The 16,732-nt window shown below is 35.1% G+C and carries 16 protein-coding genes; 7 read left to right on the top strand and 9 right to left on the bottom strand.

The features are described from left to right. Window positions 1–35: 35 nt before the first annotated feature. From IPI31_13900 to IPI31_13880, 5 genes are read right to left on the bottom strand one after another with little or no spacing between them, the layout of a single operon-like run. Window positions 36–758: a hypothetical protein gene (locus IPI31_13900; GenBank protein ID MBK7568910.1), complete on the bottom strand. Its 723-nt coding sequence runs from the start codon at window positions 756–758 to the stop codon at window positions 36–38. Between the two features lie 24 nt (window positions 759–782). Then, the gene (locus IPI31_13895; protein MBK7568909.1) at window positions 783–1,331 is read right to left on the bottom strand and encodes a hypothetical protein; all 549 of its coding nucleotides are present in this window, start codon (window positions 1,329–1,331) and stop codon (window positions 783–785) included. 43 nt (window positions 1,332–1,374) lie between these two features. Further along, window positions 1,375–2,841 carry a DUF2779 domain-containing protein gene (locus tag IPI31_13890; GenBank protein MBK7568908.1) on the bottom strand — a complete coding sequence of 489 codons (1,467 nt, stop codon included), beginning with the start codon at window positions 2,839–2,841 and terminating at the stop codon, window positions 1,375–1,377. Window positions 2,842–2,878: 37 nt separating this feature from the next. Continuing rightward, the gene (locus IPI31_13885; protein ID MBK7568907.1) at window positions 2,879–4,864 is read right to left on the bottom strand and encodes a hypothetical protein; all 1,986 of its coding nucleotides are present in this window, start codon (window positions 4,862–4,864) and stop codon (window positions 2,879–2,881) included. A gap of 42 nt (window positions 4,865–4,906) precedes the next feature. Continuing rightward, window positions 4,907–5,809, bottom strand: a complete 903-nt coding sequence (locus tag IPI31_13880; GenBank protein MBK7568906.1) for a WYL domain-containing protein — start codon at window positions 5,807–5,809, stop codon at window positions 4,907–4,909. 129 nt (window positions 5,810–5,938) lie between these two features. Between IPI31_13880 and IPI31_13875 the strand changes: the two genes are divergently transcribed. Continuing rightward, window positions 5,939–6,865 (top strand): metallophosphoesterase, encoded by a 927-nt coding sequence (locus IPI31_13875; protein ID MBK7568905.1) that lies wholly within the window; start codon window positions 5,939–5,941, stop codon window positions 6,863–6,865. Between the two features lie 35 nt (window positions 6,866–6,900). Here the strand turns inward: IPI31_13875 and IPI31_13870 are convergent, their stop codons facing one another. Beyond that, window positions 6,901–7,893 (bottom strand): hypothetical protein, encoded by a 993-nt coding sequence (locus IPI31_13870; protein ID MBK7568904.1) that lies wholly within the window; start codon window positions 7,891–7,893, stop codon window positions 6,901–6,903. Between the two features lie 224 nt (window positions 7,894–8,117). On the opposite strand from IPI31_13870, the gene IPI31_13865 reads away from it, so the two are divergent. The 3 genes from IPI31_13865 to IPI31_13855 all read left to right on the top strand — a co-directional run bounded on the left by IPI31_13865 (window position 8,118) and on the right by IPI31_13855 (window position 11,247). Further along, window positions 8,118–8,702, top strand: coding sequence for an HIRAN domain-containing protein (locus tag IPI31_13865; GenBank protein MBK7568903.1), 585 nt, complete (start codon window positions 8,118–8,120; stop codon window positions 8,700–8,702). A gap of 275 nt (window positions 8,703–8,977) precedes the next feature. Beyond that, a complete protein-coding gene (locus IPI31_13860; protein MBK7568902.1) occupies window positions 8,978–10,426 on the top strand; it encodes an aminoacyl-histidine dipeptidase in 1,449 nt (482 codons plus the stop codon). A gap of 416 nt (window positions 10,427–10,842) precedes the next feature. Next, a complete protein-coding gene (locus IPI31_13855; GenBank protein ID MBK7568901.1) occupies window positions 10,843–11,247 on the top strand; it encodes a hypothetical protein in 405 nt (134 codons plus the stop codon). Between the two features lie 514 nt (window positions 11,248–11,761). On the opposite strand, the gene IPI31_13850 is transcribed toward IPI31_13855, so the two are convergent. The 3 genes from IPI31_13850 to trpS form a co-directional block, all read right to left on the bottom strand. After that, a complete protein-coding gene (locus tag IPI31_13850) occupies window positions 11,762–12,943 on the bottom strand; it encodes an aminotransferase class V-fold PLP-dependent enzyme (GenBank protein ID MBK7568900.1) in 1,182 nt (393 codons plus the stop codon). 12 nt (window positions 12,944–12,955) lie between these two features. Then, window positions 12,956–13,747, bottom strand: coding sequence for a deoxynucleoside kinase (locus IPI31_13845; GenBank protein ID MBK7568899.1), 792 nt, complete (start codon window positions 13,745–13,747; stop codon window positions 12,956–12,958). Between the two features lie 62 nt (window positions 13,748–13,809). Further along, window positions 13,810–14,811: a tryptophan--tRNA ligase gene (gene trpS, locus IPI31_13840; protein MBK7568898.1), complete on the bottom strand. Its 1,002-nt coding sequence runs from the start codon at window positions 14,809–14,811 to the stop codon at window positions 13,810–13,812. Window positions 14,812–14,960: 149 nt separating this feature from the next. Here trpS and gatC point away from each other — a divergent pair, with 149 nt between their 5' ends. The 3 genes from gatC to IPI31_13825 all read left to right on the top strand — a co-directional run bounded on the left by gatC (window position 14,961) and on the right by IPI31_13825 (window position 16,662). After that, the gene (gene gatC, locus IPI31_13835; protein MBK7568897.1) at window positions 14,961–15,254 is read left to right on the top strand and encodes an Asp-tRNA(Asn)/Glu-tRNA(Gln) amidotransferase subunit GatC; all 294 of its coding nucleotides are present in this window, start codon (window positions 14,961–14,963) and stop codon (window positions 15,252–15,254) included. Between the two features lie 86 nt (window positions 15,255–15,340). After that, the gene (locus IPI31_13830) at window positions 15,341–16,057 is read left to right on the top strand and encodes an ABC transporter ATP-binding protein (protein MBK7568896.1); all 717 of its coding nucleotides are present in this window, start codon (window positions 15,341–15,343) and stop codon (window positions 16,055–16,057) included. A 53-nt stretch (window positions 16,058–16,110) separates the two neighbouring features. Next, the gene (locus IPI31_13825; GenBank protein MBK7568895.1) at window positions 16,111–16,662 is read left to right on the top strand and encodes a cob(I)yrinic acid a,c-diamide adenosyltransferase; all 552 of its coding nucleotides are present in this window, start codon (window positions 16,111–16,113) and stop codon (window positions 16,660–16,662) included. Window positions 16,663–16,732 lie beyond the last annotated feature (70 nt).

Below are 16,732 nucleotides of genomic sequence, written 5' to 3'. Positions count from 1 at the left end.
GCTATAAATAATGTGGATTTTTGATAATCTTTAACTTATTTGACCAGGTATTTAGCTATTTCATCAATAAATACCTGTTGTGGTTTTCTTTCCGGTCTTGATGTGATAATGATGTTGGAGTTTCCAATTTTGGCTATTGCTTTAACATAAGTTTCCTTTACTTCGGTGTATTCGGCTACAAAATCTTTAGCCCATCCATCTAAACCTGTTATCATGATTACATTCTTAGGTTGTAATTCAGAGATTTCAAGTTCAAATAACTTTTTACAATTTTCTAATTGAGATTGCCATTCTAATTTTCGGTTTGGATTACCACCTGCTGACGGGGCAATTTTGTATAAATTACTCCAAGCCATTTTGTAGGACCAATTAGCATCATTGCAACCGTATTGTTGCATAATTAACTTGTAAATAACTTGCCAGAACGGTGAATATCTGACATGCGATTCGTCATTGTCCCAATCTTTGTTTACCCAATTTATTGCGCAAGTATCACCATAATACGGTAATGAAAAATCAATTGCATTTTTCACAATATCTTCATTGGCACTTAGGCTGTCCCAATGTTTTTCTTTTTCACCCCAAAGATTTACAGCCCTGCCAATTATTAATATTTCTCTTTTATCAAAATAATCTTTGCCTAACATTGGATAAAAAAGACAATATTTAATATTATTCAGTTTGGTTTCTGACAGGGCTTTAATATAGTCCAAAAACGTCTTATTAAATTGATCAAAATAGTTTTGAGATAATCCCATTTCCTTTGTTTTAATTTCAAAGATTTATTTTGTTTCACTTTTAGCCATAGCTTCGGAATATTTATCTTCCTGGTATTTTAAGAAACTTGGCCCGAAATATTTAATAAATTCATCTTTAGTAATGAGATCGCTTTTGTGGTTATTGCATAGATAACATGATAAAGCACAATTTTTACGGGAATAATCATTCGAAATGCTGTCCACTCTATCAAGTTCTAGTGATTTACCACGTCCACGTTTTGTTTTTAATGATCCTTTTTCATAATCAAAAATTATTGCCAACTTCTCTTCAGAAATTCCACAATATGCACATACTCTAGATTGAACTTTATACCAATCATAAAAATCCTCCTTGTTTAAAAAATTGTTTTCGTATTTTCCTTCTAGGGCTCCTGTTGATCTTGAATTAAATAAAATGTTTGATTTGGCAATTACCATTCTTAGATGCGATTCTTCATCCCACCATTGTGTAAGTTGAGATGTTGGAACGCCATACTCCGCTGCAATATCACGGTATTTTTTTTCATGTATTAAATGTTCAATTAGGAATGTTTCTGCATTTAACTCTTTCATAGTTTTAGATTTATTTATTGTTAATAAAATAATTTAATTATTTTTAATTATTTAATAAATTCTCCCTAATCTTCACCATCGCCCAAGTATCCAACTTACAATACTCTCGCAAGTTAAACATAATTTCCTCTTTTTTTAATATGAGTTCAGAATCACCTTTTACTAATCGCAAAAACATATCCATAGCAGTTGCACCATCACCAATTTCTAAATTTTCATAGTTCAATTCGGGAACTAAAACTGGCAATACTTTTTTTATTGAACTGCTTCCTTGCATTGCCGGATCATAATACCAAAGATTACGAAATGGTGTAATAAGATCATTTATTCTATTTAAAATATTTCCCAATTCTTTTTTATATTCGGGAAATAAAATGGAGAGTTCATTAATGCGACCAGATTCAAAGGATTGGTTGAACGTCCAAATTGTCCCGGAATTTCCTAGGTCTTGAATGAGTTTGTAACTTAAAGAAGGTCTGGGATCTGCACCTGATGCGTCATCCAGGAATTCGAGATGTTCGGGTTCAGCATTGGGTTTGCGAATAATATGTAAACTATACTGAAACGGAATTTGCTGATAAGGTTTTGTATTGTCCCAAATTGGAATAGCCGGATTAATAGTTTCAAAATCTAGAAAATATTGAGGATAGTTACTATCATTTAGAAATGAAATTATTTCCTCTTTATTATTAATAATTGTTTTATTAATATGGGCATCCCACACTGATCTTTGTTTTTCAGTTAAAATATTTGGATCAAGATCTTCTAAATGATATATTCCTGAATCGAAATAATAATCGCCTTTTTTACCAAGTCGAGGGATAGTGTAAATATTATCCTTTTCCGGGAAGGTTTTCCAACAAATATCTTGATATCCACAGGCATATGGTGCATTGCAATGAGCGCCAATATTTTTATGAGGTGCTTGTGATAGCATACCATTGGTATACATTTGATTTAATTTTTCTTCGATACTTACCATTACAGCACGCACTTCTTCAATGACATCCTCTACAACAAATAATTTCTGGATATTTAAAGGTCCTATTCTGATATATTCTTTGTTCAAATGCACCAAAGCAATTTTGGTAATCTTTATTCCACAACGCTCTAAAACGAAAGTTTGAAATGCGAGGTCTTGAATATGTTCGGGTTTAACACTGTTAGTAGCTTTTACCTCCCAAATTTGCCATCCTCTTTTATCAGGTACTAATATATCAACCTTGCATAATAATTTTGGTTGGATATCTGTAATAAATGTGGCTTCATATATTGGGAGTGCCGACTCTAATAAAACCTTTGTTTTCTCAGCTAATGTCCAAATTGGTAAGTCTAAAGTATCTAGATCAACACCGCCCGGTGCTAATTTTTGAGCCAGTTTTCCTACCTCAGTTCCATCGTTCATGCGGCCTTCAGCACTTTCGGAAATAGATTCTTCAATTTTATTCCACCAATTATAAAAAGCCAACTCACATTGCAGACCTTTCATATAACCGGATTTTGTTATCATTTTTCTTTTATTTTCCATTGGGTAAACATTAATTTATTTAAGCTGCTTTTTCTATATTCTGCGGTTCAACAATTTCTGTTAAATATCCTTCCATTAATTTATTAAATGCTGCATCTCGTGTATTTGATAATTGAATTGCTTGTGAAATTAATGGTTGGAAATTTGTTTCCATTAATATTTTTTCGATAGCATTTTTGTTCAGATATTTTTCTTTATGAATTGCACTTACCAAATTACGAAAAAGAGCAAGATGTTGGTTGAGGCTATGCTCCATACGAGCTTGTGCTGTATCCAACAATTTTTTTGCACGGGCATCAAGTGCACCTTCTCGATCATGAAGACGGTTCGAATCACCGGGCTCTGCATTACCGCGCCAGAAATATGGATGTTCATCCACACCTGCTGTTTTAAGTGCATTCAATAATATTCCGGTTGCCATTCGCAGATCATTTTCACTTCCGGTTGTTCTATTATCGGAACCAAAAACAAATCCCTCTGCAACCCAACCTCCGAGCATTATTGCTACATGATTAATAAGGGTGTCTGCAGTTTGTAATTGCTTCCCAATTCGGAAATGCACTTCTCCGGATAAAATACCATTGTGCGTATTATTGTAAATATAGTCAGGTATTTCTCCTAATAGGGTTATCATGCCTAATACATGTCCTGCCTCATGCACTGCTATTAATTTCTTATCTCCATCCAATATTGGATCATTTATGTAGCGTTCGGATTCAGGTTTATAGGCATGTGTAAATTTATATTTCCCTGCAGTAAACATCCATGAAAAGTTTGTATTATCCCATACTAAAACCCAATTTCTTTCTTTTTTACCTTTGACATAATATGCGAAGTTTGAAATTGCTGGCCACAACACACTTTTAATAGTGGAAAGTAATGGTCTAATGCCCTGTGCAGGATAAACACCTTCTGCATATAAAAAATCGACAACACTTTTATCAAAAGTTAAATCGACGCTAGTTTTAATCCCTAATTCCATTCTTATTTTTTTTAATTCCTCTTTTATTATTAAAATGAAATTTGATGAAGACAAGGCAGGATACAAAATATGTAAATTGCCTAGACGTGCAATTTGTTCAGGACGGAAACGAGCAAGTAAAGCGTTTTTAATTTGTTGTATTCCAATTCGTTTAGTTTCTTCATGAAATGCATCTGCATGAATATCGCGTCGCATATTATTAGAAACCCCATACGCTTCGTCTAAATTTCCTATTACAAATATCAATGCTTGGGTGCAATTCACTTCCTGCGGTTTTAAGGCAATTTTTAATACGCGTTCTAATTCCTGAATTTGTTCCAAGGTTGAATGAGATGTTGCATAATCAATCCAACGTTGTGGAATAAAATAATCAGACACCAAATCGGTCAGCAGGGGCCATGCTGCTTTAGGAAAGAACCACAATAGTTGTGCAGCGTCATTGGTTTTTACATCGTCGAATAATTCTTTATATAATTCAAAATGAGACAACACAACTCCATTTTTTACACGAACACCACGTTCTAGCATATACCGCATTTTTGATATCACAGAACGTAATTCCTGAATACGAAAAGGAAAATCGACATCTTGGTACTTTCCGCTGTCTATAAGATCCCAAATTTGTTTTCGGTTGTGTTTCGTTTCCTTATTGTCCTCATCAATAGTTCGAAACAATTGGAATTCATCTAAAACCAGTATCATCTGTTTTCCATTTCTATGATTTCTAATCTCCTGAAACACATCGCGAAAATATCCTGCACTTAAATCAACCTGAAAGGTGCGGTCATCGAACTCTATTAACTCAGAAAGTCGGGTCACCAATGAAGTTTTTCCCGTTCCGGTCATGCCCCATAAATTTACAATAAACGGTCGTTTGTGCCAATCCGGCATTAGGTACCATGGAGTGATAGCATTAATAACTTCAATAATGATGGAATCAAGCCCGATAAACTCACAGCATAAGGTAGTTTTGGCCTGATTTAACTTTTTTCTTTTTTCCCGAAGGATAATATCTTGCTTCATATTGATTCCGATTTGAAGCAAAGGAAATGCAGAAAACCGCCACTACCTGTCGGAGTCAAAATAAAGTTTGTACATATTTTTAATTTCACCCTTTAAACGGTTAACCAAATCGGGTGGTGAGAGCACTTTTACTCTTTGTCCCGCAAGTAGAAATTGTTGTGTTAATTCAAAATTAATTGTAACAAATAAAGAATATAATTCCCATTCTTTTTGTTTGCCGATATATTTCTGACTGTGATGCATTTTGAGGGTGTTCAGGTATTTTGCATGTACTGGGGTTGCTAAAAAACGAACTTCCACGGGCTGTTCTGTGGTATAATAAATACCGACTTGATTCTTAAAAATTTCTCTGGGATTTGCTTTATACTTTACATATTTAGAATTGGATGAATGGATATCAAGAATCCTATCAACTCCGAAAATGCGCAACCCGTTATGTGTATTTCCTACAACATACCAACGTCCCTGATAAAACTTGAGCAACCAAGGGGAAACATCGTGTGAAAATGGGTCCTCATGGTTGAAAGATTGGTAAGTAATGACAATACTCTGTTTGTTCGTAATTGATTTTAAAAGTAAATCAAGCCAATCGGCACCAAGCAATTCGCCGTTGCTATCCATATCGATGATATTAATTTTTTTCAATCCTTCACTCAAAATTGTTTGCAATAATTCACCGGAATGCAGATATTCTGCAATTTTAAAAACATGGTCGAGATCACTAATGGAATCTTCAGCAATATAATAACCATCACAGGCACGATCATATTCAATCTTTATTTGAAGGTTTTCTCTTAACCTTTTAAAATCTCTTTCCAGGCTGCGTTGCGATTGTTCATATTCCAGATCTTCCAAATGCTGGTTTATGCTTTTCAGTGATGCATATTTATTGCGTTTTAGGAATTTTGCGATTGCGATTAGTCTTGGAAAAGGGTAGGAAGGCATGGTAGTAGGTAGCTTTAATGAAAAGGATTGCTTTTAATTTATAAAGATAAAAATAAATGCAATTGCACAAATTTTATCAATTTTATTTTGTATCTTTATTATATTAGTTAAACATCATAAACACACAAAATGCTAGATATAAACAATACACATCACAAAATCGATTTTATCGGAGATATACATGGTCATGCTGATGCTCTCCGAAAATTACTTAGCGGATTAAATTATAATAATGAAAATGGAGTTTACAAACACGCAGAACGAAAAGCATTTTTTGTGGGTGATTTCATTGATCGTGGGCCTAAAATTAGGGAAACCCTAGAAATTGTAAAAGGGATGTGTGATGCCGGAGAGGCATTTACAGTAATGGGCAATCATGAGTATAATGCTATTTGTTTTGACACTATGGACAAGGATGGTAAACCTTTAAGGGCACATTCTGAAAAAAACAAACTCCAACATAAACAAACATTAAATGAATTTGCAGGATATAAAAAGGAGTGGGAAATGTATTTGAATTGGTTCAAAACACTACCATTATATTTTGAAAATTCAAATTTCAGAGTTGTGCATGCCTGTTGGGATAATAAACACATTAAGCAACTTAAGGGATTTAGTTTAAAAAACATAGAAGATAAAAATTTTCTTTTAAAAAGTTCTAAAAAGAAAAATGTTGAATTTAAGATAGTAGAGGAATCACTTAAGGGTAAAGAAGTTAATTTGAAAGGTGAAAAATTTAATGATAAAGACGGAAATTTAAGGAAACGAGGAAGAATTAAATGGTGGATGTCTCCCACAGGATTAAAAGCCAGGGATTTTATTTTCGAATTTCCAGGAATGGGGAAAAATTTTGAGATAAAAGTAAAAAATGAACCATATCCTTCTATTGACCCTCCCGTATTTTTTGGTCACTATTGGTTAAAAGGAAACATACCTTTGTTAATGGCTGATAATGTTTGTTGTTTGGATTACAGTGTTGCAAAGGAGGGTATTTTATGTGCTTACAGTTGGAATGGTGAAAGGAAATTAAAGGAGGAGAATTTTAAGTGGGTTTGATGATTCAATGGTTTTTAAATTATTTAAAATTGCCTTCACTTCACCTTCACTCCCAAATCCCCACCATCCATCTTTTTGATACTATACTCCCCTTCAAAATCATAACTCAAAGGCGCAGGAAGTTTATATAACTTTTCAATAATAGTTGCAAAGTTTTTAGGATATAAATGCATACAAAATGGTTCTATTCCTGAACCTGATATTAGTCGCTGGCGAACCATGTTTTTTTCAGGAGAAGCACTGGTGTGAATATCGCCACCCTGATAACAAAAGATGTCTTTTGGATATTTTTTTATGGTAGTATTGATCGCCTCAAACAAAACATGTTCCCGATCGTCTAGCATTTCCTGACTTAAAAAATCTTTGTTATAACCATAAATATAGTTTGTCATCATATTTACAATAGGGTCATAATCTTTTCCATAATATACTCGCAATGCTTCCAATAGTTTTTTATCCTTTAAAGTATTTACGAAAGTTGAATACAGCTGAGGTGCTGCATCATTTCCTCCAACAACTAAAACAATAAGTGATTTAAAAAATGGTCTGGTTATGTTTGTAATCTTAATGGTATCCGTTTTAAGTATTGAAATTGCAATATTCAGATCTGCTGAAACAGGTATTGCCTCTACGGTATAATAGGGTGGGTAATATAATTTAGAATAATGGTCATAAAATGTAAGTGTAATCAGGGCAAACGCAACTTTGTTGGTATATTTGGGATAATCTATATCAACGCAGGAAATTTTAATTTCCGGATTTATTTCTTTAAGTTTTCGTAGGTTTCTAAGCCTGTCGTATAAATATTTTTGTGTTGTTTGATCGTGAATCCATGATTCATCTCCGGTTTCAAGATACATATTATAAAAATATTGATGGCTTGAAGGGATTTCAAGCAAGAAGTGATTTACTCCACATTGTTCCACAAGATATTGTCGTATTGAATCCTCTATACGCGTAGTTTTTATAATATATTCGATGCCTTCAGGTGTTGGAGCATCCTGGTCGAGGTGGACTTCGCCGATCATATATACTTTTTTGTTGGTGGGGATTAAATCGTTGAAAGGATTGGTTTTTTGAGAGACAAATTCAACTGTTTTGGGTTCGTTTTTTTGTGCATTTGAACAAGAAGTAATTAAAAAGCATAAAAATGGTAAGATGCTGAAATAGACCTTAGAAAATGCGTAGTTCATCAATCAAATATAGGAAATTTTATCGAATGAATATTTGGATAAAATGTTACCTTCACCACATGAACCGCACATCCTTCATAAAATCCTTTATTTCACTTTTAGGCCTAGGGGCCATTCCGGTTGGGATAATTCGGCATTATAAAAAGGTGTATTTATTGAAATCTTTTGTTAGGGGATTTAAATATTATGATGGTCCTGGTTTGCTGAATGAAATGAAGGAAGGTGATATGGTGGAATTGCGACGGGAACCCAACAATGCATTTGATGTGGATGCAATTGCCTTGTATTTTAATAATTTTAAAATTGGATTTATTCCCGCAGAGTCAAATACTATTTTAAGTAAATTAATGGATGCGGAGGTTGTGGAATTATTGGGGGAAATAAAACATTTACAGATTGATGCCTCCACCTGGGAAAATGTAGCTATTGCCGTATATGTTTTAAAAGAATCAGAAAGAATGGAAAATACGGAAACGCAAGAAAATATCACCCAATTAGAAACAAACACCGATCTTACCATTAAACATCCTGATGATAATATTTCCAGAATTAAATGGAGTGATGTTGAGGATGAAACCATAACTCGTGCACAACAAAGTTTACAACAAAAAAATATTTTGTTTGAATTTAAGTTGCCATTGTGAATAAAAAAAGTTCATTAATACTAGTTTTAAGCGCAGCATAAGGGCTGTAAAATTTAAAAAACAATTTTCAAATCTTTCTGAAAGAATTGAAAGTTTAAATTTAATATAATTTTTTTTGCAAAGAGGGAGCCAGCATTAAGGATTGTAGCGGAAAGCCCGGAGCAAATAGTTGGCGGGTCCTCCCGACAGCTATTTGTGAGGACTTGCAGCGAAAAGCCTGACCCGAGGAACGAGGGGAATGCCCTATATTTGTGTTTCAAATTAACAATAAAATTATGAGCAACGAAATAAGAAACCTGGAACCCAAGCAGATATGGAACAATTTTGAAGATATTAATGCGGTTCCGCGGCCGAGTAAACATGAGGAAAAGATCATTGCTTTTATGAAAGCATTTGGTGAAGGATTGGGATTGAAAACTGTTGTGGATAGTGTTGGAAATGTGATCATTTACAAAGCCGCGACCGAGGGAATGGAAGGCAGAAAAACGGTGATATTGCAGTCGCACCTCGATATGGTGCATCAAAAAAATGCGGATACTAATTTTGATTTTGCAGCACAGGGAATTGAATCGGTGATAGATGGCGAATGGGTGAAAGCAAAAGGAACAACTCTTGGCGCAGATAATGGAATTGGTGTTGCGAGTATTATGAGTTTATTGCAATCGAAAGATATTCCGCATCCTGCAATTGAGGCATTGTTTACCATTGATGAAGAAACGGGAATGACAGGTGCATTTAAATTAGATAAAGGATTATTGGAAGGCAAAATTTTATTGAATTTAGACACCGAGGATGATGATGAATTTTCCATTGGTTGTGCGGGCGGAATTGATACAAATACAAGTTATAATTATACACCAGAAGCACCTGCAGCAGGAGCGAAGGCATATAAAATTTCCATCAGCGGATTAAAAGGCGGACATAGTGGTGTGGATATACATTTGGAGAGAGGAAACGCAAATAAGATCATGAACCGATTGTTATATCAGTGCGAACAATTCGGATTGCAAATTGCTGAAATTGATGGGGGAAGTTTGCGCAATGCAATTCCCAGAGAATCTGTTGCAATAATTGCAGTTAATGATGAAAAATACTTAGTAGAATTTGAAAAGAGAGCTGCAGAAATAAAAAAAGAATTTTTATTACAGGATGAAGGTTTGAAAATTAATATTGAACACATAACAACTCCGGAAAAAGTATTATCAATTTCCGATACAACTAAAATTACAACTGCAATTCAGTCTGTTTGTAATGGTGTTTTTTGTATGAGTTCTGCAATTCCGGGATTGGTGGAAACATCTTCAAGTTTTGCTCGTGTGCAAATAAAAGACGGAAAATTTATCACACAAAGTTTACAGCGTTCTTCGGTTGACAGCGCAAAATTAAATGTGGCGTATACTGTTGGTGCTCCTTTAAAATTAATGGGGTGCGATGTGCAACATACAGGCGCATATCCAGGTTGGGCACCAAATCCCAACTCGCCAATACTCGACCTGATGGAAAAATTATACGAAAAAATGTTTGGTGACAAACCAAAGGTTTTTGCAATTCACGCGGGATTGGAATGTGGTATTTTAGGTGAACGTTATGAAGGTTTGGATATGATCTCTTTCGGACCAACAATTAAACATCCGCATTCACCGGATGAGAAAGTGAATATCGCTTCGGTACAGAAATTTTGGAAATTTTTGTTGGAGATATTGAAGGAGACCCCGGTTGCGTGAATCGTTAATCGTCATTCGTGAATCCGGCAATTTTAGTTAATTGTTCCATGTTTGCAAGATCAATTAGATAGATAGTAAATCATTCGGTTTACTAATGGCATATTCATTATTCATTACTCCCGTCCGACCGGGTCATCCGGGCGGGCATTACTCATTACTTCCAATTCGGGAGGCAGGCAATTTAGGTGCACAACTTTAGCCACGGGGATTGGGACATTTTTCACCAATATGTACAAAAAACCTCTCAATACCACATAATGGTGGTTAATTATTATTTTTTTAAATATATCACATTCTCAATGCTTTATTTGTAGAAAATGAATTTATCGTGATGGAGGCACGATATTTTGACATATGTATTTGTTCCGGAGAGGAAACGAACACATATTTTTTAACAATTAAAAAAAACTAAAATAATGAAAAAATTAACAATGGGTTTAATTCTGCTCCTGACTACATGCACGATCAGTTTTGCGCAGACGCCAGCAACTTCAACTGATTCTAAATCTATTAAAGTAGAGAAAAATATGGTAATGAAAATACCTACTAGTGGTGATATGCTTTATGTTTATGAAGTAGATGCACAAGCACTTAAATTCAAAAGCGCTGCCGACAGAGAAAGATATTTTTCAGGAATTAAAGATGATGTTGTAAGTTACAGGTTGGATAAAGAAAATGATAAATTATATCTTGTTCTTGACAGAGACTATATTGAAAAAAATAAATGGACTGCGGCAGAGATAAATGATCATCTTGCCAAACATGCTCAAAAGTGGAAAGATGATTATGATACTTATAATCCTCCTATGGATGAGAAATAATATTATTTTCATTTAATAATGAAAGGGGCCGCTTTGAAGAAGGCGGCTCTTTTTTTGGTGAGTGGTGAGTGGGGAGTGGTGAGATTGCTTCGACGTCAATTGGGGCTTCCACTTAATGAGTAATGAGTGATGAGTAATGAGTTTGATCCACGTAAGCCGAAAGCATTTACTCCTGACTAATGACTCTAGACTAGGGGTAAATGGTGAGTAGTGAGTACTGAGATTGCTCCAACTTAACCTTAAGTTTGATTCCCAAATCTAAAGCTCTAATGTTAAATTGATCGGATTCACGATTGACGATTCTCGATTCACGAAAGTTGTGAGATTGCACCACATTTAAATTTACGTTTGATTCCCAAATCTAAAGCTCTAATGTTAAATTGATCGGATTCACGATTCACGCTTCACGAAAATGAGTAATGAGTTATGCCCGCCCGGATGACCCGGTCGGACGGGAGTAATGAGCTTGATTCTCGATAGCCGGATGCATTTACTCCTGACTCCTGACTAATGACTACTGACTAATAACCTCCGATATACTTTCCACCAAAACATCAATCTCTTCCAAAGTATTATAATAATGCGGAGATACCCGCAAAGCAGCTTCCACGTGCTTCTGATTAAAATCCAATAGGGCGAATTTTTTTGCTGCGGCACCAACATTGATATTTCTTTTTATTAATTCATCCTTCAATTTAAATACATTATAATTATCTGTTGTAAGAGAAATTATTGCGGATAAATTTTTGCCCTGATCCAATAATCGCACGGAAGGAATTGCGGCTAATTTATTTCTTGCATAAGAACAAATAATTTTATTCCTTTCGGCAATATTGTCGATTCCTATATTTAAAATATAATTTACAGCAGCAATTACACCTGTTTGTATAGCATACGACATCTCCGTTAATTCAAACTTTTTTGCATCGGCAACAGGCTGATACATATTATCATCCACCCAATCGGCTCCACGCATATCTATGAACATTGGTTCAATTGTTCGCGATAACATTTTATCGGAAACAAATAAAATTCCTCCACCTCTTGGTCCGCGCATGAATTTTCGCGAGGCAGCTGCCAGAAAATCACATTTTATTTTTGTGGTATCTACATTTATTTGTCCCGCACTTTGGCAAGCGTCAACAATATAAATTATATCCTCAGCAGCACAGATATCTCCAATTCCTTCCACAGGTTGTATCATTCCTGTATTATTCGGGACATGGGTAACAGCAACTAATATTGGACGATGTTTTTTAATTAATTCATGTATGGAATTAACATCCACTTCTCCGCTTTCAATATTTTCGGCCCTAATTATCTCAACACCAAATCTTTTTTGGAGTGATAAAAATTGAATTTGATTTGAAACATAATCATTTAATGTGGTAAGAATTACATCCCCATTTTTAAATGGAATAGAAGAAAGAGCTTTTATATAAGAATCTGTTGAACTGGTTGTAAATGCAATATTTTGAGGTTTGCAATTAAATAATTTTGCAGTTGAGGTATAAAAGGTATTAAGGTGCTCCGCTTTAAGTGCAGCATATTCGTATCCGCCAATTAAAGATTCTTCTTCCAGATAATTTTTAACTGCAGTTACAACCGGAAGAGGGTGAAGCGAACATCCCGCATTATTAAAATGTATTTTGGAGCGACAACCAGGAGTTTCACTGCGCAGAAATTCAATATTCATAAAATGATAGATTTAAAATAAACCGAATAGTTCAGTATTCACACGTTGAATTACATCACTGAGATCTTCGTTATTTTCTGCAAAATTGCAATGGTCGATATCAATTACCAATAATTTTCCATGTTTGTATTTACTTATCCATGCCTCATAGTATTCATTTAAGCGGCGTAAATAATCGAGGCGTAAATTATCTTCATATTCACGACCTCTTTTTTGTATCTGATTAACAAGAGCAGGAATAGAACCGCGTAAATAAATTAAAAGATCCGGTGGGGAAATTAAGGAGGTAATGGAATTAAATATTTCTGTATAATTTTGAAAATCTCTTGTGCTCATTAAACCCATTGCGTGTAAATTCGGAGCGAATATTTGTGCATCTTCATAAATGGTTCTGTCCTGCACAACGGTTTTAGTACCTTTTTGAATTTCTATTATCTGTTTAAATCTGGAATTCAAAAAGTAGATCTGCAAATTAAAAGCCCAACGAGGCATATCCTGATAAAAATCGTAGAGATAAGGATTGTTCTCTACATCTTCATAATGTGTTTCCCATCCGAATTGTTTGGCAAGTAATTGTGTAAGTGTGGTTTTTCCTGCACCAATATTTCCTGCAACTGCAATATGTTTTATTACTTTTCTATCAGTATCTTTCGGTGTATTATTTGTTACTACTTTTATCTCCGGTTCTTTTTTTGTGCTCTTCACGTTAGATATTTTTTCCGTTTTTTTTGCCACTGTTTTTTTTGCTGCAGGTGCTTCTTTAACAGGAGTGGTTTTTTTTATTTGTTTGGTTGATTTTGCCATTTCTTCTTAGGTTGTGGGTATTCAATTTTAAGTTATTGTGGATAGTAGTGTAATAGTGGGAGTTAAAAGTAGTTAATTCCCATTATTTTTCGTACTTCGTTGATTGTTTTTTCTGCATTTTCTTTTGCTTCCTCTCCACCGCGTTTCACAACGGAAGCCAGATAAGCCTCATCTTTAAGCAATGTATTGATCTTTTCGCGTATCGGAGAAATATATTTGATCATATCCTCTGCCAATTGTTTTTTCATATCGCCGTAACGGATAGTGCAATTGTTGTAAGTATTTTCAAAATGATTTAAGGTATCATCCGTACTAACGATCTTCATTAAAGCAAAAATATTTTGTATCTCCTGTGGTTTTGCCTGATTCATTTCAGTAGGTCCGCCATCAGTTTTTGCCTTCATTATTTTTTTGCGGATACTGTCTTCCTCCTCATTCAAAAAAATGGAATTCCCTTCTCCACCCGATTTACTCATTTTTGTAGAACCATCCAAACCTGGCACTTTAACTAATTCTTCTCCAAAATTATATGCAACAGGTTCCGGAAAATATTCCACTTCAAATCGGGAGTTAAATCTTTTTGCAAAATTCCTCGTCATCTCCAGATGTTGTTCCTGGTCTTTTCCAACCGGAACTTTATGTGCTTTGTGGATCATAATATCTGCAGCCATTAACACAGGATAAGTGAGTAAGGCAGCATTAATATTTTCCTGATGCATTTTTATTTTTTCCTTAAATGTTGCAACTTTTTCTAATTCACCCTTATATGCTAGTGTATTTAATAATAAGTACAGTTCCGGAATTTGAGGCAGATCACTTTGCACATATATCACCACTTTATCGGGATCCAATCCGCAAGCAAGGTATGTTGCAACGGTTTGTTTTACCAAAACTTTGAGTTCAGCAGGGTTATTATGCGTTGTAAGTGAATGATAATCTGCAATAAAAAAATATCCTTTTATCCCTTTATCTTCCCCCATACGCACATAATTACGTACAGCTCCATAATAATTTCCAAGGTGCAGGATACCGGTTGGCCGGGTTCCGCTCACGACAATTTCCATGCGGCGAAAATAGAAAAAAGATACGGGAAGTTTGCAGAAAATGGCATTTGATTAAAGAGTTTAGCCAAATTCTTTATTAACATTCCTGTAAGACTGTTTATTTACCTCTTCCCCTTCAGCTCAATAAAAAATAACATTAACTTTATGCCATGAAAGTGGATAAAACACTGGTTGATAAATTGGCTAATCTATCAAAACTCGAATTTGATGAAAAAGAGCAGGATGCCATAATCAAAAATTTATCGGATATGCTTGATTTCGTTGGCAAACTGGATGAAGTTGATGTGGAAGGTATAGCACCACTAATTTACATGAACAGCGATACCAATGTTATGCGTCCCGATGAACCACATATGGAGATTACGAAGGAGGAGGCGCTAAAAAATGCTCCCTTGGCAGACAGCGATTATTTTAAAGTTCCAAAAGTTATAAGGAAAAAGTAACTTTTTACCTGATTCGTGCATTATAACTTTCATATTTACACAAAATATACTATTCAGAATACAAATTGATATCTATGGCCGAGGAAATTATAACCCTATCAAATATTCGCAAAACCTACGACCTGGGAAGGGTGAAGATCGAGGTTTTAAAGGGTATCGATGCAGTAATAAACAAAAATGAATATGTTGCCATAATGGGGCCATCAGGATCCGGAAAGAGCACATTAATGAATATATTGGGATGTTTAGACAAACCCACGCTCGGAAAATATGTGTTAAATGGAACTGATGTGAGTAAGATGAATGACGATGAATTGGCGGAGGTTAGAAATAAGGAGATCGGGTTTGTATTTCAGACTTTTAATCTTCTTGCCAGATTAAGCGGAGTTGAAAATGTGGCATTGCCATTGATCTATGCAGGATTTAAAAAATCGGACCGGATCAAAAGAGCAGAAGAAATTCTAAAGGCGGTAAATCTCGGTCACAGGATGAACCACAAACCCAATGAATTATCCGGTGGTGAACGTCAGCGCGTTGCTGTAGCCAGAGCTTTAGTGAATAATCCATCCATCATTCTTGCAGATGAGCCCACGGGTAATCTTGATACCAAGACCAGTTATGAAATAATGGAGCTTTTTGAAGAGATCCATAAAAAGGGAAATACAGTTATTATTGTTACGCATGAAGAAGACATAGCCCGTTATGCCCATCGTATCATACGTATAAGGGACGGACAGATCGAGAGAGACGAGATCAATACTAATAAGCTGGATCCGAGTGAACTGAGAAAACAGTTAGTGTAATTTATACACTAAGATTGTTTTTCGTTTTTCCTTCAATACTCTATCTTTATCCCATGAAAATTTATACTAAAAAGGGTGACACAGGTGAAACAAGCCTGATAGGAGGGACCCGTGTTCCGAAACACCATCTTCGTGTTGAGGCCTATGGTTCCACAGATGAATTGAATGTATACATTGGTTTGATCGCGGACCAGAAAATTGATACCAGCTATAAAAATGTTTTAAGTGAGATTCAGGATATTCTTTTCACCATTGGTGCCTCACTTGCCTCAGATCCCGAAAGATCAAAAATGAAAATTCCCGATCTAAAGGAAGAAGATATTACCTTATTAGAAAATGAAATTGATGCCATGGAAGAAAAATTACCGGAGCTTCAAAATTTTATTTTACCTGGAGGGCACACAATTGTATCCTTTTGCCATCTCGCCCGCGTGGTTTGTCGCCGCACAGAGAGAATTGCCACCCATTTAGCCGAAACTGATTTTGTTGCTCCCTTAGTAATTCCTTATCTCAACAGACTAAGTGATTACCTCTTCGTTTTATCCCGCAAACTCGCAAAAGACCTGGAAGTAGACGAAATTCCATGGAAACCGAGGGGGAATTGATAATTGACAATTGACAATTGATAATTAAACAGCCAAAAAATAAATTGATAATTGATAATTGACAATTGAT

The organism is Bacteroidota bacterium, from assembly GCA_016706865.1.
GTDB lineage: Bacteria > Bacteroidota > Bacteroidia > Chitinophagales > BACL12 > UBA7236.
Note: the sequence above shows the minus strand (reverse complement) of the source record. Positions and strands in the feature narration are given on the sequence as shown.